This is a genomic window from Streptomyces sp. NPDC020597 (genome assembly GCF_044335095.1).
Taxonomy (GTDB): Bacteria; Actinomycetota; Actinomycetes; order Streptomycetales; family Streptomycetaceae; genus Streptomyces.
The window spans coordinates 1-22,712 of sequence record NZ_JBIRUL010000054.1 but is presented as its reverse complement, the minus strand read 5'-3'; the positions used below and the strand labels follow the sequence as shown (position 1 = coordinate 22,712).

The 22,712-nt window shown below is 71.7% G+C and carries 16 protein-coding genes; 8 read left to right on the top strand and 8 right to left on the bottom strand.

What is annotated here, in order from left to right:
• Positions 1 to 682 (top strand): phosphopantetheine-binding protein (locus tag ACH4ZA_RS39195; protein ID WP_398433796.1); only part of this gene is annotated, 682 nt, incomplete at its 5' end.
• A gap of 221 nt (positions 683 to 903) precedes the next feature.
• Here ACH4ZA_RS39195 and ACH4ZA_RS39190 read toward each other — a convergent pair.
• The 6 genes from ACH4ZA_RS39190 to ACH4ZA_RS39165 all read right to left on the bottom strand — a co-directional run bounded on the left by ACH4ZA_RS39190 (position 904) and on the right by ACH4ZA_RS39165 (position 12,716).
• A complete protein-coding gene (locus ACH4ZA_RS39190; RefSeq protein ID WP_351687836.1) occupies positions 904 to 1,470 on the bottom strand; it encodes a LuxR C-terminal-related transcriptional regulator in 567 nt (188 codons plus the stop codon).
• Positions 1,471 to 2,022: 552 nt separating this feature from the next.
• Complete coding sequence (locus ACH4ZA_RS39185; protein WP_398433795.1) at positions 2,023 to 4,920, bottom strand: AAA family ATPase; 2,898 nt, start codon at positions 4,918 to 4,920, stop codon at positions 2,023 to 2,025.
• Between the two features lie 730 nt (positions 4,921 to 5,650).
• A complete protein-coding gene (locus ACH4ZA_RS39180; RefSeq protein WP_398433794.1) occupies positions 5,651 to 8,542 on the bottom strand; it encodes an ATP-binding protein in 2,892 nt (963 codons plus the stop codon).
• A 250-nt stretch (positions 8,543 to 8,792) separates the two neighbouring features.
• The gene (locus ACH4ZA_RS39175; protein ID WP_398433793.1) at positions 8,793 to 10,208 is read right to left on the bottom strand and encodes an acyltransferase; all 1,416 of its coding nucleotides are present in this window, start codon (positions 10,206 to 10,208) and stop codon (positions 8,793 to 8,795) included.
• Complete coding sequence (locus tag ACH4ZA_RS39170) at positions 10,208 to 11,428, bottom strand: cytochrome P450 (RefSeq protein ID WP_398433792.1); 1,221 nt, start codon at positions 11,426 to 11,428, stop codon at positions 10,208 to 10,210. The genes ACH4ZA_RS39175 and ACH4ZA_RS39170 overlap by 1 nt, the downstream gene beginning before the upstream one ends.
• Positions 11,429 to 11,492: 64 nt before the next feature.
• A complete protein-coding gene (locus tag ACH4ZA_RS39165) occupies positions 11,493 to 12,716 on the bottom strand; it encodes a cytochrome P450 (RefSeq protein WP_398433791.1) in 1,224 nt (407 codons plus the stop codon).
• A 313-nt stretch (positions 12,717 to 13,029) separates the two neighbouring features.
• Here ACH4ZA_RS39165 and ACH4ZA_RS39160 point away from each other — a divergent pair, with 313 nt between their 5' ends.
• From ACH4ZA_RS39160 to ACH4ZA_RS39145, 4 genes are all read left to right on the top strand, one after another.
• Positions 13,030 to 13,239 carry a ferredoxin gene (locus ACH4ZA_RS39160; RefSeq protein WP_398433790.1) on the top strand — a complete coding sequence of 70 codons (210 nt, stop codon included), beginning with the start codon at positions 13,030 to 13,032 and terminating at the stop codon, positions 13,237 to 13,239.
• 47 nt (positions 13,240 to 13,286) lie between these two features.
• Positions 13,287 to 14,534: an activator-dependent family glycosyltransferase gene (locus ACH4ZA_RS39155; RefSeq protein WP_398433789.1), complete on the top strand. Its 1,248-nt coding sequence runs from the start codon at positions 13,287 to 13,289 to the stop codon at positions 14,532 to 14,534.
• Between the two features lie 81 nt (positions 14,535 to 14,615).
• Entirely contained in the window at positions 14,616 to 15,620 is a 1,005-nt protein-coding gene (gene rfbB / locus ACH4ZA_RS39150; RefSeq protein ID WP_398433788.1) for a dTDP-glucose 4,6-dehydratase, read from the top strand.
• On the top strand, positions 15,614 to 16,405 hold the full coding sequence (locus ACH4ZA_RS39145; protein ID WP_398433787.1) for a BTAD domain-containing putative transcriptional regulator: 792 nt from the start codon (positions 15,614 to 15,616) through the stop codon (positions 16,403 to 16,405). Before rfbB ends, ACH4ZA_RS39145 begins: the two co-directional genes overlap by 7 nt.
• A gap of 20 nt (positions 16,406 to 16,425) precedes the next feature.
• Here the strand turns inward: ACH4ZA_RS39145 and ACH4ZA_RS39140 are convergent, their stop codons facing one another.
• Positions 16,426 to 17,427 carry an NAD-dependent epimerase/dehydratase family protein gene (locus ACH4ZA_RS39140; protein ID WP_398433786.1) on the bottom strand — a complete coding sequence of 334 codons (1,002 nt, stop codon included), beginning with the start codon at positions 17,425 to 17,427 and terminating at the stop codon, positions 16,426 to 16,428.
• A 187-nt stretch (positions 17,428 to 17,614) separates the two neighbouring features.
• On the opposite strand from ACH4ZA_RS39140, the gene ACH4ZA_RS39135 reads away from it, so the two are divergent.
• A complete protein-coding gene (locus ACH4ZA_RS39135; RefSeq protein WP_398433785.1) occupies positions 17,615 to 18,223 on the top strand; it encodes a dTDP-4-dehydrorhamnose 3,5-epimerase family protein in 609 nt (202 codons plus the stop codon).
• 51 nt (positions 18,224 to 18,274) lie between these two features.
• Positions 18,275 to 19,498, top strand: a complete 1,224-nt coding sequence (locus tag ACH4ZA_RS39130; protein ID WP_398433784.1) for a macrolide family glycosyltransferase — start codon at positions 18,275 to 18,277, stop codon at positions 19,496 to 19,498.
• A 78-nt stretch (positions 19,499 to 19,576) separates the two neighbouring features.
• Here the strand turns inward: ACH4ZA_RS39130 and rfbH are convergent, their stop codons facing one another.
• Positions 19,577 to 20,878, bottom strand: a complete 1,302-nt coding sequence (gene rfbH / locus ACH4ZA_RS39125; protein WP_398433783.1) for a lipopolysaccharide biosynthesis protein RfbH — start codon at positions 20,876 to 20,878, stop codon at positions 19,577 to 19,579.
• A gap of 255 nt (positions 20,879 to 21,133) precedes the next feature.
• On the opposite strand from rfbH, the gene ACH4ZA_RS39120 reads away from it, so the two are divergent.
• Positions 21,134 to 22,498 carry an acyltransferase gene (locus tag ACH4ZA_RS39120; RefSeq protein ID WP_398433782.1) on the top strand — a complete coding sequence of 455 codons (1,365 nt, stop codon included), beginning with the start codon at positions 21,134 to 21,136 and terminating at the stop codon, positions 22,496 to 22,498.
• Positions 22,499 to 22,712 lie beyond the last annotated feature (214 nt).

Below are 22,712 nucleotides of genomic sequence, written 5' to 3'. Positions count from 1 at the left end.
CGGGGGTTCGGTGGTGGTGGCTGATGTGGAGTGGGAGCGTTTCGTTCCGGCGTTCACCAGCCGCCGTCCCAGCCCCCTGCTCACCACCCTGCCCCAGGCGGCCGGGATCCTGGCGGCGCTCGAGGCGCCGTCCGACTCCTCCTCCGCCGGCGCCACCCTGACGGCCTTGGCCGAGCGCGTCGCCGCACTGTCGCCCCAAGGGCGCGCCGATGCCCTCCTCGAGCACGTACGGCGGGCCGCGGGCAGGGCCCTCGGCCACGACGACACGACCGTGATGGCCGCGGACCGGGCGTTCCGCGACATGGGGTTCGACTCCCTGACCGCCGTGGAACTGCGCAACGCCCTGATCAAGGACACCGGCCTGGCGCTGCCCGCGACCCTGGTGTTCGACCATCCCACCCCGGCCGCCCTCGCACAGCACCTCGACGCCGAACTGTCCGGGGAGAGCGGGACGATGGCGACCATGCTGGCGGACCTGGAAGCGGGTGTCGCGCGCATCATGAAGGCGGATCCCGATCAGGACGCCCGCTCGTTGCTCGGCGCCCGGCTCCGGACCCTGTTGAGCGAGATCGAACTCCTCGGAGCGGGCCCCGACGTTCACGGCCCGTCGCTCGGCGACCGGCTGGACGGGGCCAGCGACGAGGAACTGTTCGACCTCATCAGCCGCGAGCTGGAGCAGTAGCCGCCGGTATCGGCCGCCGGAGGCCGGCCCCGCCTCGTCCTCCGGCAACTGCTGCACCAGGTCGGCGTGTTGACGCCCGACATGAGTCGGCGGCCGTACCGGATCGAACGGTACGGCCGCTGGGAGGAGGACGTGCCCACCAGGCCTGGCACGAGGCTTGTGGCCGGTGCGGCAGGCGGTGAGGACGAGCGGCGGGGGACGGAACCGCCGTGCGGGCGTCGCTACTTGATGAATTCCGGCAGGACCCGCGGGGGCCACTGTCCGACGGTCAGCATGCCCATGGAGTGGGCGCGTGCCACGAGAGCGGCCCTGTTCGGCGCCTTGAGCTTCCGCAGCATGAGGCCGACGTGATATTCGACGCCCTGTCGGCTGAGGTAGAGCCGAGCAGCGAGTTGCACGGTGGAGGACCCGCTGGCGACACCCTCGAGGACCTGTGCGTCGAGCTTGCTGAGAAGCCGTTCACGGGGGTTGAGCACCCCTTCGTCAGGGCCTGAGGAAGGGGCCTCCTTGTCCGGCCTCACCTGTACGACGATGCCGGCCATGAGTCCCGTGGTGTTCTGTACGGCGATGCCCGTGAGCTCGCCGGAGAAGGCCCGGCCCTCGTCCCCCAGGCCGACCACACGCTCGGCGAAGCGGTTGCAGCGCCCTTGTGACAGTCGGTTGAAGTGCCGGTCGAGCACGGAAGGGGAGCTGGGGTGCAGCAGCTCGTACAGACTTCGTCCGCAGATGTCGGCGGAGGTGCTGCCGAACTGGCGGGAGAAATCCGGCTCCGCTGCCACGATGTGCATGCCGGTGTCGATGTGCGCCGTGTAGAGGCGACGGCTGGTCTCCGTGCGTGGGCGGTGATCGGGTTGAGCTCTGTGCGCGGGCGAAGGCGTGTGCGGGGTGGCCGCCCAGTCTCTGTCGGGCCAAGGGCCTGCTGTTCGCGTGGTCACTGCGACGCACCGTCTTTCTGCACTCTTGTGGGGGATCTACTGCCCGGAGGCAGATCTTGATCGGAAGCAGTGCTGCTTGCACAGGTCGGAGATCGAGCGGTGATCCTTCCTGCCTGCCTCTGATCAACTGTTCCTTGAGCCTAGGAATCTGGCATGGAGCGGGTCAAGCAAACCTTTGCGTGGCCTTAAAACACTGTGGTTCGGTGGTTCGGTGGTTCGGACGCCCCGGGTCGGCCCCTCCGGCAGCCGTATGGCAACTCGCCGCGCGTTAGAAGGGGTTGACTGCTCAGGGCAATCGATGGCGGTGCCGGACCCGTGGTGCGCCGAGCGCTGCTGCGGGTGCCCGCGCGACGGATCGGATCAGTGTGCAAAGTTTGCTGTGTGGCGGCCCGGTCGGTGCCCGAGTCAGGGTGACTGCTCGGCGTCCGCCCTGCTGAGTGCCTTCGCCAGTTCCGGACGCCCGGATATACCGAGTTTCCGATAGGAGTTCGTCAGGTGTTTCTCCACCATGCGTGACGACGTGCCCAATTGATTTGCGATCTCTGCATTGCTGAGGCCTGTGGACGCGAGACGGGCGACTCTGCGTTCGGAAGGGGTCAGCCGACTGCCGGGGTTTTTGGATTTCCGCGTCCCCTCGGTCAGCTTGGTGCAGATTTTCTTGGCCAGTTCGGGAACGTCGTGCTCGTGGGCCAGACCGTGCGCCCGCCCCAGGGCGGTCGATCTTCGGTTCCGCTGTGTGTCGGGATGAGTCGCCAGCGCGTACAGGCCGCGGAGCAGCTCGTATCCGTTGTTGCCCTCCTCCAGGGCCGTGACGGCCTCCTCGAGCAGCTCGGAGCCCCGTCGTCCGGATGTCACCCGGCCGAGGACGACCAGGGAACGCCCCAGCGGTGTGGGCGACCCCCAGACGCGGGCCCTGTTCACCTCCGACTGCGCGGCGTTCACGGCTTCTTCGTGTTCGCCCAGGCGGTGGTGCATGAGGGCGGCGCACGACGACCACGGCAGGACTGCCGGGTTCTCCCAGCCGATCTGCTCGATGTGCCGGCCCGCGGTCCGGTAGTGGCCCAGTGCGGTGCGGGGTTCGTCACGGCGCGCCGCGAGTGTGCCCCGCGCCATGTGCAGGAGCGCCGTCAGATACTGGTTCTCGGCGTGCAGCCGGTGCTGGGTGAGCAACTGTTCCGCAAGCTCCGGCTTGTGGGTGTGCATCGCGACGATGGCGAGGACGGCGGCACAGACGGTGGGCAGCCCGCCGGTCTCGGGGCCCGCGAGGGCCTCGGCCTGGACGATCTTGTCCCGGGCGTAGGCCCGGTGTCCGTCGGCCAGGGCGATCAGTGCCTGTTCGCAGCGGATGACGGCTTGTTCCACGTCACCGCCGCGGCGGTGGGCGAGGCGGTTCGCCTCACGCAGCCAGCTGGCCGCACCCGCCGTCTGCTCCGCACCGGCGAGGATGTTCACGGCAAACGGCGCGGTGGTGTGCACATGCTCCGGTGTGGGCGCCTCCTGCTCCAGCACCTGGGTGCACGACCTGGCCAGTTGCTCCGCGGGAACGGCGTTGGCGACGAACGCGATGTGCATCAGCGACGTGAGCAGTTCCCTTTCGCCCTTGGTGGCCAGGCGGGGGGAAGGGCCGAGGTCGCGGAAGCGTCGCAGCGCCCGTCGGATGTGCGTGGGATCCTGCGCCGACAGGATGTGCTCGCGTGCCTCCAGGCGCAGCACCAGCTCGCGCTCCACCCAGTCCTCGGTGACCCCGTGACGCAGTTCGTCGCTGATGGCGGCTCTGATGACGTTGATGCGCAGGGAGGGCGGGTCCATCTGGAGGGGCCCCAGCCGCAGCATCGCGTCGGCCCGCTCGTGTACGGATTCGAGGAGCGGCGCGGCCTCCATGGCGTGCCGCAGTGCGGCGGCCGTCGCGAAACTGCGCTCGGCGGTGGCGAGGTCGACGAGCAGTCTCGCTCTGTCCTGCCCGGAGAGCGAGGAGTCGAGGAGGGCGCGGCGCAGATAGCGTGCCGAGTCCCGGGGCGAACCGCGGCGCAGCGCGCTGTCCGCGGCGGTGAGCAGGATCTGCACCGCTTCCGGGCCACGCAGCGATATCACCGCCATCAGCTGCTCCGCGGCGAGCTCGGCCGGATGCCCGGTACGGTGCAGCAGTTCGGCCGTCACTCCGCGCATGGCGGTGCGCTCCTCCGCGGGCATGTTCTCTTCCACCAGGTCCCGCAGGACCGTCCCCGAGGTGAGCCGGCACGCGCGCTGGTCCACGAGACCGGCGTGCCGCAGCACTTCCACGGCCTGCGCCCCTCCCCCTTCGTCGAGTTCGGCGAGGCGGGCCACGAAGTGCTCGTCCGCGGCGGCGCCGAGCAGGGCGAGCGCGTAGGCGGAGCGCCGTACGTGGTCCGGCTGGGACCGCAGGTAGGAGTCGAGACGCCGGCGCAGCAGTTCCGGCCGAAGGGTCGCGGCGACGGCTGCGTCCGTCGCTGTCGGACGCAGCCTCAGGTACTGGGCCTCGTCCAGCACCGCCTGCAGCAGCAGCGGGTTCCCGCCGGAGCGCACCGCCACGGTTTCCACGAACGCCGCGTCCGGCGCGTCGCCGAGGGTCTTCTCCACGAGCAGCCGCACGCTGTCGAGGCCGAGCGTCGACAGTTCCAGGGTCTGGTCCGCCGTCTCGTGCCGGGACCGCAGGGCCCCGACGGCGTTCGGCTCCGCAGCGCACTCCCCGGGGGCGAGCAGATCGCGCACGTGCGGCCGTCTGACGCGTACATCACCGGGAAGAACGGAGAACACGAAGAGGACCCGTCGTCGCGCGCGTTGCGCCACCGCGAGCGAGAGGGCCTGTAAGGACCCGGTGTCCGCCAAGTGCAGGTCGTCCACCATGAGCACCGTGGGCCGGGCTTCGGAAATGGAGTTCAGCAGGGCCGCCAGCCAGTTCGGCGCCTGCTGCGGGCTGAGCTCGGACCACCAGGGGGCCGCCGAGAGCGCGCCGTCCGCAGGGGCCGCGCCCGATGCGCTCTCGCGCGGGAGGACGTTCGACTGTCGGAGCCGGCGGGCCATGTCGTCGGGGACGGCGATCCCGCGCAACGAGTCCATCAACTGCCCCACCACGCCGAGTCGGAACCGCTCCTCGGCAGCGGACGCCTGGGCTCTGAGCAGCACGAAGCCCTGGTCTCGACTGATGGCGGCAACGGACTCCAGGAACGTCGACCGGCCCACCCCGAGGGGGCCCCGCACGACGAGCAGCGAGCCCTGTCCACCCTCCGTGCGGCACAGGGCCGCGGTGGCCTGTGCGAGGGCGGACTCACGTTCTAACAACACCGTGCTGGTACTCCCTTGTGCGCGCACATGCCGCCTTGATCGGCGGAACTGGGTGGTCGCTGTGCCGTCCGGGACCCGGCGGATCGGCGGTGACCCCCGGGCGGACGTGTCTCGGTCGGCGCGCGAGACGCGCCGTGCCGGGCCGACGAGTGCTAACGGTGGCCCGGACCGGGAGAGTCCGTCGGCTCAGGAGGGCGGTGCGCGGTAAAGGCGGCTGTGCGAGCCGGAGGGGCAGTGTGCGGAGAATCCATGGAGTCACCCATACAGAAGACGTGCCGAAAGTTCACGTATGGCCCTTGCGCCTTTGAGCTTCAGCAGATCACAGCGAGGGGTACGCCAGCAAGGGGGCGCAGATGGCAAACGGAAGTGTCGCCCGGTAAATGAACGGGCAAAGTTCGGCCGGGCAAGGGCGGGTGGTATCGCGAGCCGGTCGTTTACGTCCGTCACGGCACGGCGTGCCAGGTGGGAGGCGCGCCGGGCCGGTGAGGAATTGCGTCTGCGAACTTCGGCGGGCGGGCCGTGCGGGTGCGCAGGCCATTGCAGGAAATGCCTGCGCGGCCCGCCTCCCTCGCCTTGTGGCGGGTAGGCGGGAAAGGGGAGTCTCAGCGCCCCGTTGCGAGGCGCTCTCCTGAATGAACGTCAAATCGGTTCGTTGCGCCATGCGAAACGAAAGCCGGTGACGGTCGACGGGGACTCGGGTCCCGCCGGAAGCGGTCCGGTGAAGGGATCGTCACTTTCCGTGATCGACGTCGCGGAAGCCGTGCGACGCCAGCGAGTCCCGCAGCTCTCGCCGCCCCGTCAGGCCCAGCTTGCGATAGACCGAGGTCAGGTGGACTTCCACGGTGCGACGCGTGACGAACAGCGTCTCGGCGATGTATGCGTTCGACTTTCCGTCGGCCGCGAGTCGGGCGACCTGCGACTCGCTCTGCGTGAGCGCGCCCGGTCCTCGGGACACGGGACGACGCGGTCGTGCGCCCGTGGCGAGCAGCGCACGGTGCGCGACCGTGTGGAGGGGCAGGGAACCGACGCCGTACGCCTCCTCCCAGCCCTGACGCAGCACCTCACGGGCGGCCTTCTGGTACCCGAGCCGCTGGAGCGCCTGGCCCCGGGCGACCCGGACCCGGGCGAGCCACAGGGCCGCCCGGGTCCCCATGAGGACCTCCTCGGCCTCCTCAAGGAGGGCCGGCCGCTGGTCGTCGCTCATCGTCGCCGCCCACAGTTCGAGTCCCGAACCCAGCGCGCACGGCAGGCCCGCGGACCGGGCATCGGAGACGGCCCTCTCCGCCAGCGCCACGGCCGAGGCGCGGTCGCCCAGGGCGAGATGGGTGCGTCCTGCCCAGTACCACCACGGCGAGACGGCCGGACTGGTCCGCTGCCAACCCGCCTGCCGGCGGGCGCACTCCTCGAAATGGGCCAGGGCCCGCGTGGGGCCGTCCTTGGCCAGATGCAGGCGGCCGCGGGCGCCCACCACCTCGTTCCACTGCCAGGAGCCGTCCTGGACGGGGTCGGGTATCTCCGCCTCCAGCAGGACGGCCTGAGCCAGATCGCCCTGGTCGAGCAGCGTGTGAAGGCGCACGGCGAGCGCCAGGGCCTCGAACGGGGTGGCCCGTGCGACGTTCGTGCCCGCGAGGGCCGCGGCGCTGGCACTCGATGCCTGCTCGAGGGCTCCGAGTCGCTGGTGCGCGTCCGCGCTGAGGGCGAGCAGGTTCCGATAGGTCGGGCCGAGCAGGGCGTCGGCGCCTATGACCAGCCTCTGGTAGACCGCTTCGGCCTCGTGCGGCAGGTCCGCGTACAGCAGTGCCGACGCGGCGGCGCCGAGGTAGGCCGCGGCGTCGGCGGTCGCCGTGCTGCGGCGGACGACGGTGCGGGCGGCCGCGACGGCTTCGGCGACGCGGTCCATGCGGGACGCCGAGATGACGGCCCGAGTGGCGAGCAGGGCGCGTTGCTCGGGAGTGTCGCCGGGCAGGGAGAGGTCGAACGAGACGGTCTCGAGCAGTTCGGTGAAGGCGGCCCGGTTGGTGGAGGCCGCGATGAGCAGCTGCGCCTCCACCAGTTGAGGATCGGTCGAACCCGAAGCGGTCAAGGCCGCTTCGGAACGGCATCGTGCCAGGAGGCCTGCCGCGCGCGTCACCTGGCCCTGGCGGGTGAGCGCCTCGGCCAGTGCGCCGAGGGCCTCGAGTCGCAGTCGTGGCTCGGTCGCCCTGTCCAGCGCGGACGTCAGGTGACGGACGCTGGCCCCGGCGTCGACCCTCATCTCCGCCACGCCGAGTTCGAAGAGCAGGCACGGGTCGGCCGTTTCCTCGGCGCCCTCGGGCACGCACGCGCGCAGCAGCTCCACCGCTCGGACCGGTGAGGCGTGCAGAACGGCCTCACGGGCGGCGTCGCGCAGGACGGCGGCGGCCCAGGGCTGAAGCGCCGTGGACGGCGCGTGGCACAGGTGCTCGGCCACGTCCGAGGACCTCGCCCCCTCGTCGTGCAGCAACCGCGCCGCGCGGCCGTGTAACGCGTCGCGCTCCTCGTCGGACATGTCGCCCAGGACGGCGTTCCGCAGCAGGGCGTGGGAGAAGGACCAGCTTCCGTCGCTGTTCGACGTGACGAGGCCGTTGGAGACGAGGGCGAGCAGGGAGCGGGCGAAGACGGGACTGTCCAGCAGCGCGAGGCGGGCGCCGTTCTCCGGCGTGACCCTGTCCCCGAGCACGGCCAGGGCCCTGGCGGCCTGGACGGTGACCGCGGGGTGCCGGTGCAGCAGACCCGCCGCGCGCAGGCGGAACGCGTGGATGTCCTGTCCGGGCACGGAGGCGACATGGTCCGCGGTGAGCGGCAACCGCTCCTCGCGCAGCGCCTTCAGGAGCCGCGTCGCCAGCAGGGGGTTGCCGTTGGTGGCCGCGAGACACGACTCCTGGAAGGCCGCGTCGGTCTCCGAGCCGAGCAGCCGCAGTGCCAGCAGACCGATTCCCTCACTCGTCAGGGGGCGTGGTCGCACCAGCCGGCACTGGGGCAGGGCTGCCACGTCGTTGAGAGCCGGCTCGTCGGCGCCGCCGCGGCGGGCGAGCGCCAGCAGCACCGGCAGCCCCGCCAGGCGGCGCGCGGTGTGCGCGAGGAAGCGCAGCGACGCGGCGTCGGCCTCCTCCGCGTCGTCCACGACGATCACCAGGGGGCTCTGCGCCGCAGCCGACCGGACCACCTCGTGCAGTTGGGCGAGTGCGCCGAAGGACGGGTTCGCGCCGTCGACGTCATAGCAGGCAAGTCGCCGCGACCGCGCGCTCGTTCCGGAGGCGTCGGGTGCATGCGGCCACGCGGCCGGGGACATCCCGCCCACGCCCGCGTCGAGGCCGGCCAGCAGGGTGTGGGCGGTGCTCAGGGGCAGCCGCTCACCCTCATGCCCGGCCGTGGTGTGGACCACACGCAGATCCTCGGCCCGTGCCTCGGCGATCAGAGCGCGCAGCAGAGTCGTCTTGCCGATGCCGTCCGGGCCTTCGAGCATGACCAGAGCGGGGTCGCCGGCCGCGGTGCGCCGCGTGAGCTCGACGAGGAGGGCGAGTTCGCACTCACGCTCCACCGGCTCCGGGCCCGGCCCCCTCAGCTGCCGTTCGCAGGGAACGCTCCCGTGCACAGCGGTCATCCACCCAGTACCTCTCTCCCGGAGCGCCGGTGGCGACCGGGACCTGTGCCCACGCCCCGCAGGACCGGCCGTGAAGACCGGCATTGACACGTGGAACCCCTCCCGATGAGCCATCTTCGCTCACACCGGGCCGGTGGAGAGCCCGGATCACTCTTTTCCCCTAGCTGCGCCTTCATCCCGTCCTTCCCGTCTGAACCCGTTTGGGGCCTCGGCCGGGTCAGGTGCCATGACGGCGCGCGTCCGGCCGGCGTCATGATCCGACGGACGTCCCGCTGCGGCTGTGCAGCCGTTCCCGCCACGGCGGGGTGTCCGCCGCGGCGGCTTCGGCCTCGGGCAGGCACAGGTACACGTCCCGTCCGGCGTCCTCCTCGGGCGTGGGCGCGATGTGCACCGTCGGAACCGGAAGGTCGGGGAACTCGTACCAGAAGGGGCGTCCGGCGCCGAGGTCGATCCGGTACAGCGGGAACTGCGACCAGTTGTTGACCGACAGGGACGCCGTCGACACGTCGGGGGCCCGCACCGACATCACGTGCCGGGACACGCCCTTGCGCCGGTAGGCGCCGAGGAACGCTATCTCGTCGCGGATCTTGTCCTCGGTGTTGCTCTCCAGGCAGAGCCGCACGTCTCTCGCCACGGCTCCCAGCGGTGACTCGCGCAGCCGGGCGGCGCCCAGCGAGGTCCAGCTGTTGCTGACGCAGTTGCCCCAGTACGAGGACGGCAGTGCGTCGCCCAGCCGGCTCTGTGCGCCGACGATCAGCCCGAGCCACTCCACGGCGTCGGCCGGACGGCCCCGCAGCTCGCTCAGCACCTGCCAAAGGTGCGCGGTGAGCGCGTCGTTCGTCGACACCCACGCGTCCGGTCCGGGCAGGGTCCGCTGCGCCTCGGCCTTGAGCGCGGCCAGTTCCGCCGCGTCGAACCGGGTCGTGACGGTCGCGAGCTTGTTGACGCCGACACGCAGCGTCGTCGTCAGATGCCGGACCCGGCCCACGCCCACGAACGCCCGCGCCGCCAGGGTGGCGGAGTCCGTGGACGGCCGGCCGAGCGCGTCCAGCACCGCGCGGTCGTGGCTGGGCTCCTCCCACGGGACCCCGAGGTGCTCGCGCGACCAGCTCTCCAGGAACGCGAGCGTGCTGCCGCCGTCCGCGAGGCTGTGGTTGACGAGCACGCCGAGAACGGACCCGCCGCCCTCCATCCGGGTCAGCCGTATCTTCAGCAACGGCGTGTCCCGGCCCACCACGCCGAAGGCGCTCACTTCGCGCAGCAGCTTCCCGATGACCGGCTCGGCGCGCAGGTCGTGACCGTACTCGCGCATCGGCTCGGGGCAGTACGCCTCGGTGAACCGCACGCCCGCGTCGTTGCAGAGCACACTCAGTCCGCCGTCCGCGTCCCGCTCCAGACGCCCCGCCAGCAGGGGGAAGCGGCGCAGCGTGCGCGCCAGCGAATCGCGCAGCGCCGCGCCGTCGAGGGTGTCGCGGTAGAAGAACGTCAGCGGCGTGTACCACGGACCGGTCAGCAGGTCGTAGCCGGTCAGCCGGATCCGCGCGCCGTCGGCTGCACCGGCCCGCACGGTGTGCACCCGCTCCACACGGCTGTCGACAGCGGTGCGGAACACGGGCAGGCCCTTCCCCGCCGCGCGGTGCGCGGACTTCCTCCGTGCCACGGCCATCAGCTCCAGGACACCAGCAGTCGGTCCACGCCGTAGTGCACGGCCCGGTCGCGCAGCGGCACCTCACCGGCCGGCGCCGCAAGCCGCAGCGAGGGGAAGCGCTCGAACAGGGCGCGCAGTCCGATGCGCAGACTGGCCCGTGCCAGATGCTGACCCAGGCACTGGTGTGCGCCGAAGCCCAGCGCGAGGTGCTTGCGCGGCACACGGGTGACGTCGAGCCGATCGGGGTCGGTGAAGACCTCGGGGTCGCGGTTGGCGGCGGGCAGCGACAGGACCACCGTCTGACCCGCCTTGATCAGGGTGTCGCCGATCTCCACGTCCTCCAGCGCGCACCGGCTGGAACCCATCTGGGAGATCGTCAGGTACCGCAGCAGCTCGTCCACCGCACCGGCCTCGTACAACTCCGGGCGTTCCCGCAGCAGGGCCAGCTGGTCCGGGTTCTCCAGCAGGGCGAAGACACTGAGGGCGAGCATGTTCGGCGTGGTGTCGAGCGAGCCGCCCAGGGTGAGGACGGCGAGGTTGACCAGTTCGTCCTCGGTCAGCTCGCCGGTCGCCGCCAGCCGGCCGAAGAAGTCCTCACCGCGCTCCGCCGTGCGCTCTCGCACCATCGGCCGGATGAGCCCGTCCATCGACTCCACGTGGTGGATGAACTCCTCCAGCGTGTACGTGAGCGTCATCAGCGCCGAGAAGTGCTCCTGGATGCCGTCCATCAGTTCCGCGGAGACGTCCATCAACGAGCACACCGAGCGCAGGCTGACCTTCTCCGCGAAGCCGGTGACCAGGTCGACGGGGGAGCCTTCGGCGGCCATCTCCGCCAGCGCCCCGTCCACGATGCGGGTCAGCTGCGGCTCGTATTGCTGAATGCGCCGCAGCGTGAAGTGACCCGCCAGCAGCCGCCGGTACTTGGTGTGGTCGGGGGCGTCCATCTTCGCGAACGAGCCGGGCGGCGAGGGCTGCGGCGCGTACTCGGTCATCGGGAACGGCGGCGCCACCACGTGCGCCAGCAGTTCGTTGCGGTGACTGAAGCGGTCGTCGGCGAGGATCTGCCGGACCAGGTCGTGCCGGGTCACCAGCCAGCCCGAGGTGTCCTTCGGCGCCACCTCGAAGGTGACCGGGCTGACCGGCTGTTCGGCGCGCAGCCGCGCGTACTCGGCGGGCGGGTCGAACGGGCACCTGCCCCGTTCCGAGGGGATCACGGGCGGGTCGGGCCTGGTCTTCATGGGGTCGCTCCGTCGTGAGAGAGGCCGGGACTGGGGGACTTGGGGGAGGGACGTGGGCCGCCGCTCACGCCCGGAGCACCCGCAGGGGCAGGTGCCGGGCGCCGAAGACGTTGGTCCCGTGCCAGCTCAGCCGCACCGCCGGATCGACGCCGATGCGGGCGTATCTGTCCAGCAGGGCGTCGAGGGCGATCCGCCCCTCGAGCCGGGCCAGCGGCGCCCCGATGCAGTAGTGGATGCCGTGCCCGAACGCCGCCTGCCGGGAGTTGGAGCGGTCCGGGCGGAAGGCGTCCGCGTCCTCGAAGACCTCTTCGTCGCGGTTGGCGGACAGCAGCCAGAGGTGGACGAGGGTGTCGGGTCCGACCTCCGTCCCGGCGACGGCGGTCGCGGTCGTGGTGACCCGCTCGATCCGGGTGAACGGCGGGCGCAGCCGCAGCGTCTCCTCGATCACCGCCGGGATCAGCGAACGGTCCGCACGCACCCGTTCCAGCAGCTCCGGATCGCGGTCCAGGCACAGCAGAGCGTTGCCGACGAGGACCGACGTGGTGATGTGCCCGGCGAGGAGCAGCAGCGTCGCGAAACTCGCGATGTCCTCGTCCTCCAGCCGCTCGCCGTCGAGCTCGGCCCCGACCAGGGTGCTCAGCAGGTCGCCGCTCGGCTCCTTGCGCCGGGCCTCGATGAAGCCCTGGAGATAGGCGGAGATGGCGACCGCGGTCTCCTCCATCCGGCGCACGCTCTCGGGGTCGTCCGGATCGGTGGACAGCAGTTGGTCCGCCCAGTCCTGGAACCTGTCGCGGTCCTCGGTCGGGACGCCCAGCATGCGCGCGATGACCGTCACCGGCAGCGGGTTGGCCAGGACGTCCACGAGATCGAAGGCGCCCTCGGGGGCGGCGTCCAGCAGTTGCCCGGTCAGCTCGGTGATCCACGGCTCGAGGCCGGTGATCAGGCCCGGAGTGAACGCCCGGCTGACCAGACGGCGCATCTTGCCGTGCAGCGGCGGGTCCAGGAGCAGCAGCGTGCCCCGCGGGGCCTGCTTCTCACCGCCCGACAGCCGGCCCACCGTGTCCGAGGAGAACGTCGTCGTGTCGGCGAGGATCCGCTGCACGTCCGCGTGGCGGAACACGTGCACATGGCCGCTGCCGTCCCGCCACACCGGCTGCTCCTCGCGCATCCGCGCCGCCCAGGCAAGCAACGCGACGCCGCCGTCGGGGTCGACGGTCGGCGGGCGTTCGAGCCGGAACCCGGCCCCGGGTGTCGAATCGAGCACGTCCGAGGTGCCTTGCTGCGCCACCCGGATTCCCCTTTCACAGAAGTCGTACGACGGTCGCGCGGGCCTCGTACGCTCGTCGGCGCTGCTGCCCGATCGCCCGGTCACTCCAGCACGGCGGTGGCGTGCCCGGCCAGAGCCGGCCGCGCAGTCTAGGGATTCACCGCGTACCGGCCGTCACGGCCGCGTGCCTCCTGGCTCGCGCGTCCTCCGCCACGGCCGAATCTCTGGAGGAAACCCCAGACAGCGGTCCGTGCCCGGTCGATCCCCCGCACCGCACCGCAAGATGGGCTCGCCCAGGCAACCCATCGGATCGGCGAGCGCGCAGGAGGCCCGCATGGACATCGCGATCGATCACGGCAGGTGCATCGGCGCCGGCCAGTGCGCGTTCATCGCCCCCGAGGTCTTCGACCAGGGCGACGACGGATCCGCCCTGCTGCTGGTCGACCGACCCGCAGCCGCACAGGCCTCCGCCGTGCGGGAGGCGGCCGAGTCCTGCCCGATGAGCGCCATCTCCGTGACGGAAGGCCGGGAGCGGACGGCCTGAGCGCCGCCCCGGGCCCACCCGCACTGAACCGAGGAGGAGAGGAACCCATGCGCGTCCTGTTCGCCGGCCTGCCGGAGAAGTCGCACGTCTTCACGATGGTGCCGCTGGCCTGGGCACTGACGGCCGCCGGGCACGAGGTGCTGATGGCCAACGCACCGTCGCTGAACGAGACGGTGACCGGCACCGGACTGGTGGCAGCGCCGATCGGCGCCGACCACCACCTCCACCACGACATGGCCATGGCCCGTGAGTCGCAGGACGCGGACGTGGCGAACTGGAGCCGCCTCGGATACGGCGACGTCGACCACGCGAGCCTGGTCGAGCGGTACGCCGTCAGCGTCCCGTACGGGTTCGCCCGCTACAACGACCCGATCCTCGACGACCTCGTCGCACTCGCCCGGGACTGGCGGCCCGATCTCGTGGTGCACGACCCGATCGCCTACGCGGGCGGTATCGCCGCGCGAGCCTGCGGCGCCGCGCACGCGCGCCTGCTGTGGTCCGCGGACGTCTACGGCCAGGCCCGCGCCACGTTCGTCGAGCTGGCCCGGGACGTGTCCGAGGACCAGCGCGTCGACCCGCTGGCCGACTGGATCGACGAACGCGGAAGCGCCTACGGGGTGCGGTGCGACGAGGAGCTGCTCAACGGGCAGTTCACCCTCGACACCCTGCCGCCGAGCCTGCGCCCGCCGAGCGAACTGCACCAGCTCTCGATGCGGTACGTGCCCCACAACGGCCCCGCGGTGAAGTGGGAATGGCTGCGCGAGGAGCCCAAACGGCCCCGCGTCTGCGTCACTCTGGGCCGCACCAACACCGAGGCCTACGGCGGGGACTACGTCGACGTCGAGAACCTGCTGCGCGCCCTGTCGCGGCTGGACGCCGAGATCGTCGCGGCCCTCGTGCCCGAACAGGCCGAGCAACTGGACGACCTGCCCGCAGGCGTCCTGGCCGTCAGCGAAGTGGCGCTCAGCACGCTGCTGCCGACGTGCTCCGCCGTCGTCCACCACGGCGGCTGGGGCTCGTTCTCCACCGCCCTCGTCAACGCGGTGCCGCAGCTCGCGATGTCCACCCTCGTCGCCGACCAGGAACTCCGCGGACGGTCCCTGGAGGACGCCGGCGCCGGCTTCTTCCTGCACCACACCGACGCCGACCCCGACCGGGTCACGGACCTCACCCGGCGTCTCCTGGAGGACCCCTCACACGCCGTCGCCGCCCGCCGACTGCGCGACGAGTCCGCCGCCATGCCCACCCCGCACGCCATCGTCCCGGAACTCGAACGTCTCGCCGCGGCCCGCTGAACGTCCGCGCGACCGCACGCACACCCACGAGGAAGGAGGACGGCGCCCGCCCGGCACTCCCCGGTGACGCGCCGCACCCAGATGAGTCAGACGCGCATCCTGGTGACCGGCGGTGCCGGCTTCATCGGCTCCCATTACGTCCGGACCCTGCTCGGCCCCCTCGGCTCCGAGGACGTCACCGTCACCGTCCTCGACGCCTTCACCTACGCGGCCAACCTGGCCAACCTCGACCCGGTGGCGGACTCCGACCGCTACCGGCTCGTCGTCGGCGACATCTGCGACGCCGGCCTGGCGGACCGGCTGATGGCCGAGCACGACCAGGTGGTGCACTTCGCCGCCGAGTCCCACGTGGACCGCTCCCTGGCCAGCGCCACCGAGTTCGTGCGCTCCAACGTCCTGGGCACCCAGACCCTGCTGGACGCCGCCCTGCGCAACGGCGTCGGCCGGTTCGTGCACATCTCCACCGACGAGGTCTACGGCTCCATCGCCGCGGGCTCCTGCTCCGAGGAGCAGCCGCTGCACCCCAACTCGCCGTACGCCGCCTCCAAGGCGTCCAGTGACCTGATCGCCCTCGCCTACCACCGTTCCCACGGCCTGGACGTGCGGGTGACCCGGTGCTCGAACAACTACGGACACCACCAGTACCCCGAGAAGATCATCCCCCTGTTCGTCACCCGCCTGCTCGCGGGGCAGAAGGTCCCGCTCTACGGCGACGGCCTGAACGTGCGCGACTGGCTGCACGTCGACGACCACATCCGTGCCGTCGAGCTGGTCCGCACCGGGGGCCGTGCCGGCGAGGTCTACAACATCGGGGGCGGCACCGAACTCGACAACCGCGGTCTGACCGGACTCCTCCTGGAGGCCTGCGGTGCGGACTGGGACAGCGTGGAGTACGTCACCGACCGCAAAGGTCACGACCGCCGCTACTCCGTGGACTGGCGCAAGGCCCATGAAGAGCTCGGCTACAAGCCGCAGACGGACTTCGCCGAGGGACTCGCGGAAACCGTCGCCTGGTACCGGGACAACCCCGGCGTCTGGGGCCGGGCCGTCCGCCCCGCCCAGGCCACGGGGGCCGCGGCGTGCTGACCTGGCGCACCCTCGGTCCGCTGCGGGTCACGGCCGACGGCCGGGACGTCACCCCGACGGCGCCGAAGGTGCGCCAGGTGCTGGCCCTGCTGCTCGCCCGGCACGACACGGTCGTCCCGCTGGCAGCGCTGACGTCCGAGCTGTGGGCCGGGCGCCCGCCGCGCAGCGCCACCGCCACCGTGCAGACGTACGCCTACCAGCTGCGCAAGGCGCTGCACGGCGGCGAGGACCCCGGGCCGGCCGACAGCGGACCGCTCGTCACCCACGCCCACGGATACCTGCTGCGGGTCCGGCCGGACGCATGTGACGCGGACGCGTTCGCACGGCTCACCGGCCAGGCCCGGACGGCACTCGCAGAAGGCGACCCGGCCGGCGCCGTCGTGCTGCTCGACCGGGCCCTGCTGCTGTGGGGCGGGCCGCCGTTCGCGGACGTCGCGCCGGGACCGGCGCTGCACGGGCACGCCCTGCGTCTGAACGAACTCCACCTCCAGGCCGAGGAGTTGCGCATCACCGCCGGCCTGCACCTGGGCCGACACCGTGATCTCGTCGGCGAGTTGAAGGAACTCGCCTGCGCGCACCCGCTGCACGAGTGGTTCCAGGGCTCACTCATCATCGCCCTGGAACGGTGCGGCAGGCGGAGCGAGGCGCTCGACGTCTACCGACGGCTGAGCGCCCAACTGCGGGACGAGCTGGGCCTGGATCCCTCACCCGGCCTGCAGCGTCTGCGCCAGCACGTGCTGACCGACCAGGTCAGCACGGCCGATCTGGACCTGCTGCCCGGCTGACGCGGACGCTCGCCGGTTCCTCACGTGCCGGCCGAGCCGTCCCGCTGCTCCGCCGCGGCACGCCACAGGTCCTGCACCATGTCGCGGGGCGTGCGGTGCGGCTGCCAGCCGAGGACGGTGCGCGCGGCCGACACCTCCACGGCCATCCAGTCGGCGTCGGTCAGCGACCGCGACTGCGTGACGGGACGCTCCACGAGCCGGGCCGAGCGGCCGCTGATGGAGATCAGCAGGTCCACCATGTCCCGGACGGGCTGCGAGGCGCCGCTCGCGATGTTCACCACGCGCCCGGCGGCGCCGGGGGAGCGCAGCGCCGCGACGACGGCCCGGGACACGTCCTGGGCGTCGACGAAGTCACGGCTGCTGCGCAGCGGCGACACCCGCACCTCGGCCGTGCGTCCCCCGGCTGTTCCCTCGAGCAGTTGCGCGGCCACCTGCCCGAGCAGACTCCCCCGCGGAGTGCCGGCGCCGATGACGTTCGACAGCCGCAGCACCACCGCGTCCGCCGCGCCGGTCGCGACGGCCTGCTGCACCGCACGCGTGCCGTGCAGCTTCGACCGCCCGTAGCCGGTGGCCGGCACCTCCGGCGAGGACTCCGTGAGCCACACCCCTCGGGGCTGCGGGCTGTACTCGTGCACCGAGCCCAGCTGGACCAGCCGCGGCCGGGGTCCGGCGTCGGCCAGCGCCGCGAGGAGCCGCTCCACGAGCAGCTGGTTGCTGTGGTGCATCCGGTCGGCGGTGGGCGACCACACTTCCCCGGCGGCGTTCACCACGGCCTCGGGGCGCGCCTCGTCGATCAGCTCGACCAGCGCCCGGGTCCCGGCGTCGGCCAGGTCCATGGGATGGAAACGCCAGGACGCCGGAGTCTTGCGGGGGTGACGGGCGACGGCGAGAACCTCGTAGCCGGCCCGCTCCAGGGCGGTTCCCACATGACGGCCGACGAATCCGGTCGCCCCGAGGAGCAGCACGCGGCCCGACCTCCCGTCCGCACCGCCTGGCCGCCCCAGCGCACCGACCTCCGGCATTGCCGTCTCTCCTCCCGGGCCCGCGCGCTGCACGCCCGGTCACCGTCGCTGCCCCGCTCGGTCGCGGGTCTGACGACACCACTCAAGCAGCCCTTGATCGAGGATCACTCCAGGCTGTGTCGACCCGAGCCGTCCGTGGCCCGTTCTCGATCGGTCCTCGATCCCGACGTCCTACGGTGGGGCCACCATGAAGGTTCGAGAGATGGCCGTACCGGACGCCTACCACATCACGCCGCATCACTTCCGTGACGAACGCGGCAGTTTCTACGAGTCGTTCCGGTGCGACCGGCTGGCCGACGAGATCGGCCGTCCGGTGCCCGTGGCTCAGGTGAACTACTCCGTGTCGCGCCGCAGCACCCTGCGCGGACTGCACGGCACGCTCCTCTCGCCCGGGCAGGCCAAGGTGGTGTGCGTGGTGCGCGGCACCGTCCTCGACATCGTCGTGGATCTGCGGGTCGGCTCCCCCACGTGGGGGGTGTACGAGACGAACTGGCTGTCCGCCGAGTCGGGCGAGACGCTGTTCGTCGCCGAAGGGCTGATGCACGGGTTCCTCGCCCTCACCGACGACACCTGTGTGTCGTATCTGTGTTCCACCGGGTTCGTGCCCGGGACACAAGTGGACGTCGACCCCTTCGACCCCGATCTCGCCCTGCCCTGGAGCCTGTCGGAGACCCCCCTGATGTCGGTGAAGGACTCGGCGGCGATCTCCGTGGCCGAGGCCCGGGACACCGGACTCCTGGCCCGGTACGAGGACTGCCTGGCGTACTACGAGGCGCTCCGGGCGGATGCCCGCTGAACCACCCCCTCGGCCCGTCCCCGGGCCGCCAGACACCTTTTCGGAGAGCCGATGACGCCCGGCGCCCCCACGCCCGCCCGCCACTACGCCCTGCTGCTGTTCGCCGACTTCGGCCACATCGCGCCCACGCTGGGAGTGGCCCGTGAACTCCTCGCCCGCGGCCACCGCGTCACCTACGTCGTCGACGAGCGGTTCGGCCCGGTCGTGGAGGACTGCGGCGCCCGCGCCGTCACCTACGTCTCCGGGCGCGGCGACTTCTACCGTGCCGCCGACCCCAGCCCGGACCGGCTCGCCCGTGACGGTTACGACCTGCTCGTCGACACCGTGCGCACCGTCTTCCCCGTCGCGCTGGAGGCCCTGACAGCCGATCCGCCCGACGTGGTGCTCTACGACTTCGAGACGGTCGCCGCCGGCCGCGTGGCCGCGCGTGTCCTGGGGGCCGTGCCGGTCCAGGTCTGCCCCAGTCACGCCGCCAACGAGACCTTCTCCCTGCGCGCCCAGATGTGGGATCCCGGGCATCCGCTGATGGCCGAGGGCGCCAGGGTGCTCATCGGCTTCATGGGCGAACACGGCATCGGACTGGACGAGATGGGCCGGTACGGCACCGAGTGGGACACCAGGAACCTGGTCTTCCTGCCGCGGGCCTTCCAGATCGAGGGGGACGCCTTCGACGACCGGTTCGCCTTCGTGGGCCCCGTCTTCACCGAGCCCGAACCCGGCCTCTGGTCGCCGCCGGACGACGGGCGCCGCGTCGCACTGGTGTCGTTGGGCACGGAGTCGGGGGACCGCGGCGACTTCTTCCGTCTGTGCGCCGAGGCGTTTTCGCCGACCGAGTGGCATGTCGTCATGACGCTCGGCCGCGACAGCGACCCCGGGCTCCTCGGGTCGCTGCCGGCGCATGTCGAGGCGCACCCCTGGCTGCCGCACCCCGCGGTGCTGCCGCACGCCGACGTGTTCGTGTGCCACGCGGGCATGGGCAGCATCATGGAGTCCCTGCTCTACGGCACGCCCGTGGTGGCCCTTCCCCGCGCCCATGAACTGGCGCTGAGCGCGCAGCGTTTGGAGGAGCGCGGGGTCGGCCGGGCGCTGTCCCGGGCCGGTCTGACCGCCGGGCGTCTCGCCGGCACGGTGGAGGAGCTGCTCGCCGATCCCGGCGCACCCGCGGCCCTCGCCTCGATGCGGGAGGCCGTCCGCACGGCAGGGGGCGCCGCCCGTGCCGCCGACCTGCTTCAGACGTGGGCGGCGCGGGTTCCGGCGACGCCCGCGCGCGGCTGAGCGGTCCGTCGGCACACGGAACGGGGTGGGTCCCGGCGGCCTCCGGCGCCGGGACCCACCCCGTGGACGTGTCGCGGGTCAGTGCGGCAGGGTCACGTACTCGAGCACCGTGTTGATGCTGTGGTCGATCATCTCGTCGGTCAGGCCCGGGTACACACCGATCCAGAACGTCCGCTCGGTGGTGATGTCGCTGTTGGTGAGCGGGCCGCTGACCCGGAACTCCTGTCCCTCGTAAGCCGGGTGGCGGGTCAGGTTGCCCGCGAAGAAGCGGCGGGTGGCGACCATGCTGGACTCCAGGTGGTCGATCAGAGCGCCGGGCTGGAACGGCGCGCCCGGCTGCACGGTGATGGCGAAGCCGAACCAGCTCGGGTCGCTGCCCGGCGTGGCCTCGGGAAGCAGCAGGTGCGGCAGCCCGTCCAGACCCTCCCGCAGCCGGGCCCAGTTGTGCCGCCGGGCCTTGCCGAACTCGTCGATGCGGCTGAGCTGCTGGAGCCCGAGCGCCGCGGAGACGTCCGTCGACTTCAGGTTGTAACCCACGTGGGAGAAGATGTACTTGTGGTCGTAGCCCTCCGGCAGCGAACCCATCTGGTGCTCGAAACGCTTGAAGCAGCGGTTGTCCTCACCCGGCTCGCACCAGCAGTCGCGGCCCCAGTCGCGCATCGACTCCACGATCCGCGCCAGGGCGAGGTTGTCCGTCAGCACGCAGCCGCCCTCGCCCATCGTGATGTGGTGGGCGGGATAGAAGCTCTCGGTCGCCAGGTCGCCGAAGGTTCCGGTGAGCTGTCCCTCGTAGGTGCTGCCCAGAGCGTCGCAGTTGTCCTCGATGAGGAACAGGCCGCGGTCCTCGGCGAGTTGGGCGATCTCCCGCACCTGGAAGGGATTGCCCAGCGCATGGGCCATCATGATCGCGCGGGTGCGCGGACCGATGGCCGCCTCCACCCGCTCCAGTGAGGCGTTGTAGGTGCCCAGCTCGACGTCGACGAAGACCGGCACCATGCCGTTCTGCAGGATGGGATTGACCGTCGTGGGGAACCCGGCGGCCACCGTGATCACCTCGTCGCCGCGCTTCAGCCGGTCCTCGCCCAGCTGCGGCGAGGTGAGGCTGCTGAGGGCCAGCAGATTGGCCGACGAGCCGGAGTTGGTCAGATGCGCCTTGCGGAGCCCGAAGTACTTCGCCAGCGCACGTTCCAGCCTGCGCGAGCTGACCCCGGCCGCGATGCGCATGTCGAGTGCCGCTTCCACCAGCGCGACCCGGTCGTCCTCGCTGAGCACCGCACCGGACGCCAGCACCGGCGTGATGCCCGGCACGAACCCCGACGAGAGGGTGGAGCGGTGGTACTCCCGCACCAGGTCGAGAATCTCGGTCTTGTCGTTCCCCACGGCTGATGGCCTCCTGTGTGTGCCGGTGGGGACGAGACCTGCTCGCCGGCTCGCAGTCGAAGCGAGTCCCCACGCCCGTATCGTTCGATCGGGGGAACCCCAGACCAGCACGCGCGCCCGCCCGCAGGCCAGGCACGCCGGACGATTCTAGGGATCCACCAAGAGCATGAGGTCTAGGGATTTCATCGTCGCGGACCCGGCACTGTGAACAGCCAGGCCCGCGTGGGCCTTCCGCCCCTCCCTGGAGACGCACCCATGAAGCACGGCCGCCCGCCGGGCAAGCCCGGGCAGATCGTCGTCCTGCGCGGGGGAGGGACGTCCGGCGAGCGGGTCCGGCTCGGCGTCCACGACCTGCTGAACGGGACCTTCGCCACACCGCGCACCTTCTTCTACCGGCAGACCCTGGACTCAGACGCCCTGATCGACTCCCTGCGCCGCACGCTGGCGCACCATCCGCTGCTCACGGGACGCCTCGAACGCGACGCGGACGGCGGCCTCAGCGTGGTGTGCAACGACGCCGGCGCGGTGTTCGCCGTCGCCCGCTCCGACCAGGCGATGCCGGACTACGGGCCGGACCGCTCCGCCAAACAGGACCTGCGCCGGTACATCCACTCCGTCAACGCCTTCCGCGTCGTCGGGCACGACACACCGCTGCTCACGGTCAAGGTCACCCACATGCGAGGAGGCGGCTCCGTGCTCGGCGTCGCCGTCAACCACAGCGTCGTCGACGGCGGCGGCTACCTCGACTTCCTGCGCCACTGGGCGCGCACGCATGCCGGACAGGACGCTTCCGCGGCGCCGTACGACCGGTCGCTGCTGGACGGCCTGGCCGGCGAGGCGCGTCCCGCACCGGACGACCCGCAGTACCAGGTCGTCACCGGACGGCAGAAGTTCGGGTTCATCTGGAGGGTCAACTCCCGCGCATGGAAGGTCCGTACCGTCACGGTCCGACTGACCGCGGCAGAGGTCCTCGGGCTGCGCGCGGCAGCCCGCGCCGGACAGGACGCCGATCTGCCTCCCACGTCCAGCGCGGTCGCGCTGGGAGCACACGTGTGGCGGGTCCTCGGCGCGCTCCGCGACCGGGAACCCGGGGCCGAGGAGCGCCTGGGAATCGTGGTCGGGCTGCGGACCGTGTTGAAGGACCGTCTTCCGCACGGCTACGGGGGCAATGCGGTGTCCAACACCACGGCCGTGCTGCCGGCCCGTGAGCTGCGCGAAGAGCCCCTCGCCCACACCGTCTCCGCGGTACGCGCCGCCGTGGACCGTGTCACGCCCGACCGGGTGCGTCAGGAGGCCGCGTTCCTGGAGGCCCAGCGGCAGGCCGGGCGCTCGGCCCGTGTCCTCAGCCGTATGTCACTGGACGCCTTCGAGGGCACGGTGGCCCTGAACGACTCCGGCAGGTTGCCCGTGTACACGCTGGAGTTCGGCGCCGGACGGCCGTTCTGGTTCGAGTTCCCGGCAAGCCCCATCCCGTGGACGGCACTCGTCACGCCCACTCCCGACGACGACCACAGCCGCGATGTCCACCTGAGCGTTCCCCGCGAAGCAGCCGACGCGCTGCGCAGCCCCCGGTGGGCCGAGCGTCTGCGCGGCGCTGAAGACGGTCCTGGCGGCCTCTGATCGCGGCTCCCGTCCCCAACCGCCCCACGGGGGGAGAGGGAGGCCGGGTCCGCATGGCGAAGGGCCTGCGGAAACCGGTTCCGACGGTGTCCGCAGGCCCTTCCCCCTGTCACCGCCTCACAGGCCGGCGGCCTTGCGCAGCGCGTCCACGCGGTCGGTGCGCTCCCACGTGAAGTCGGGCAGCTCGCGGCCGAAGTGGCCGTACGCGGCGGTC

Coding starts and splice junctions, on each gene's coding strand:
- ACH4ZA_RS39190 (WP_351687836.1), bottom strand. CDS start 1,470: ATGCACATCGTGGCAGCGGAGCCGGATTTCTCCCGCCAGTTCGGCAGC.
- ACH4ZA_RS39180 (WP_398433794.1), bottom strand. CDS start 8,542: ATGACCGCTGTGCACGGGAGCGTTCCCTGCGAACGGCAGCTGAGGGGG.
- ACH4ZA_RS39175 (WP_398433793.1), bottom strand. CDS start 10,208: ATGGCCGTGGCACGGAGGAAGTCCGCGCACCGCGCGGCGGGGAAGGGC.
- ACH4ZA_RS39170 (WP_398433792.1), bottom strand. CDS start 11,428: ATGAAGACCAGGCCCGACCCGCCCGTGATCCCCTCGGAACGGGGCAGG.
- ACH4ZA_RS39160 (WP_398433790.1), top strand. CDS start 13,030: ATGGACATCGCGATCGATCACGGCAGGTGCATCGGCGCCGGCCAGTGC.
- ACH4ZA_RS39155 (WP_398433789.1), top strand. CDS start 13,287: ATGCGCGTCCTGTTCGCCGGCCTGCCGGAGAAGTCGCACGTCTTCACG.
- rfbB (WP_398433788.1), top strand. CDS start 14,616: ATGAGTCAGACGCGCATCCTGGTGACCGGCGGTGCCGGCTTCATCGGC.
- ACH4ZA_RS39140 (WP_398433786.1), bottom strand. CDS start 17,427: ATGCCGGAGGTCGGTGCGCTGGGGCGGCCAGGCGGTGCGGACGGGAGG.
- ACH4ZA_RS39135 (WP_398433785.1), top strand. CDS start 17,615: ATGAAGGTTCGAGAGATGGCCGTACCGGACGCCTACCACATCACGCCG.
- ACH4ZA_RS39130 (WP_398433784.1), top strand. CDS start 18,275: ATGACGCCCGGCGCCCCCACGCCCGCCCGCCACTACGCCCTGCTGCTG.
- ACH4ZA_RS39120 (WP_398433782.1), top strand. CDS start 21,134: ATGAAGCACGGCCGCCCGCCGGGCAAGCCCGGGCAGATCGTCGTCCTG.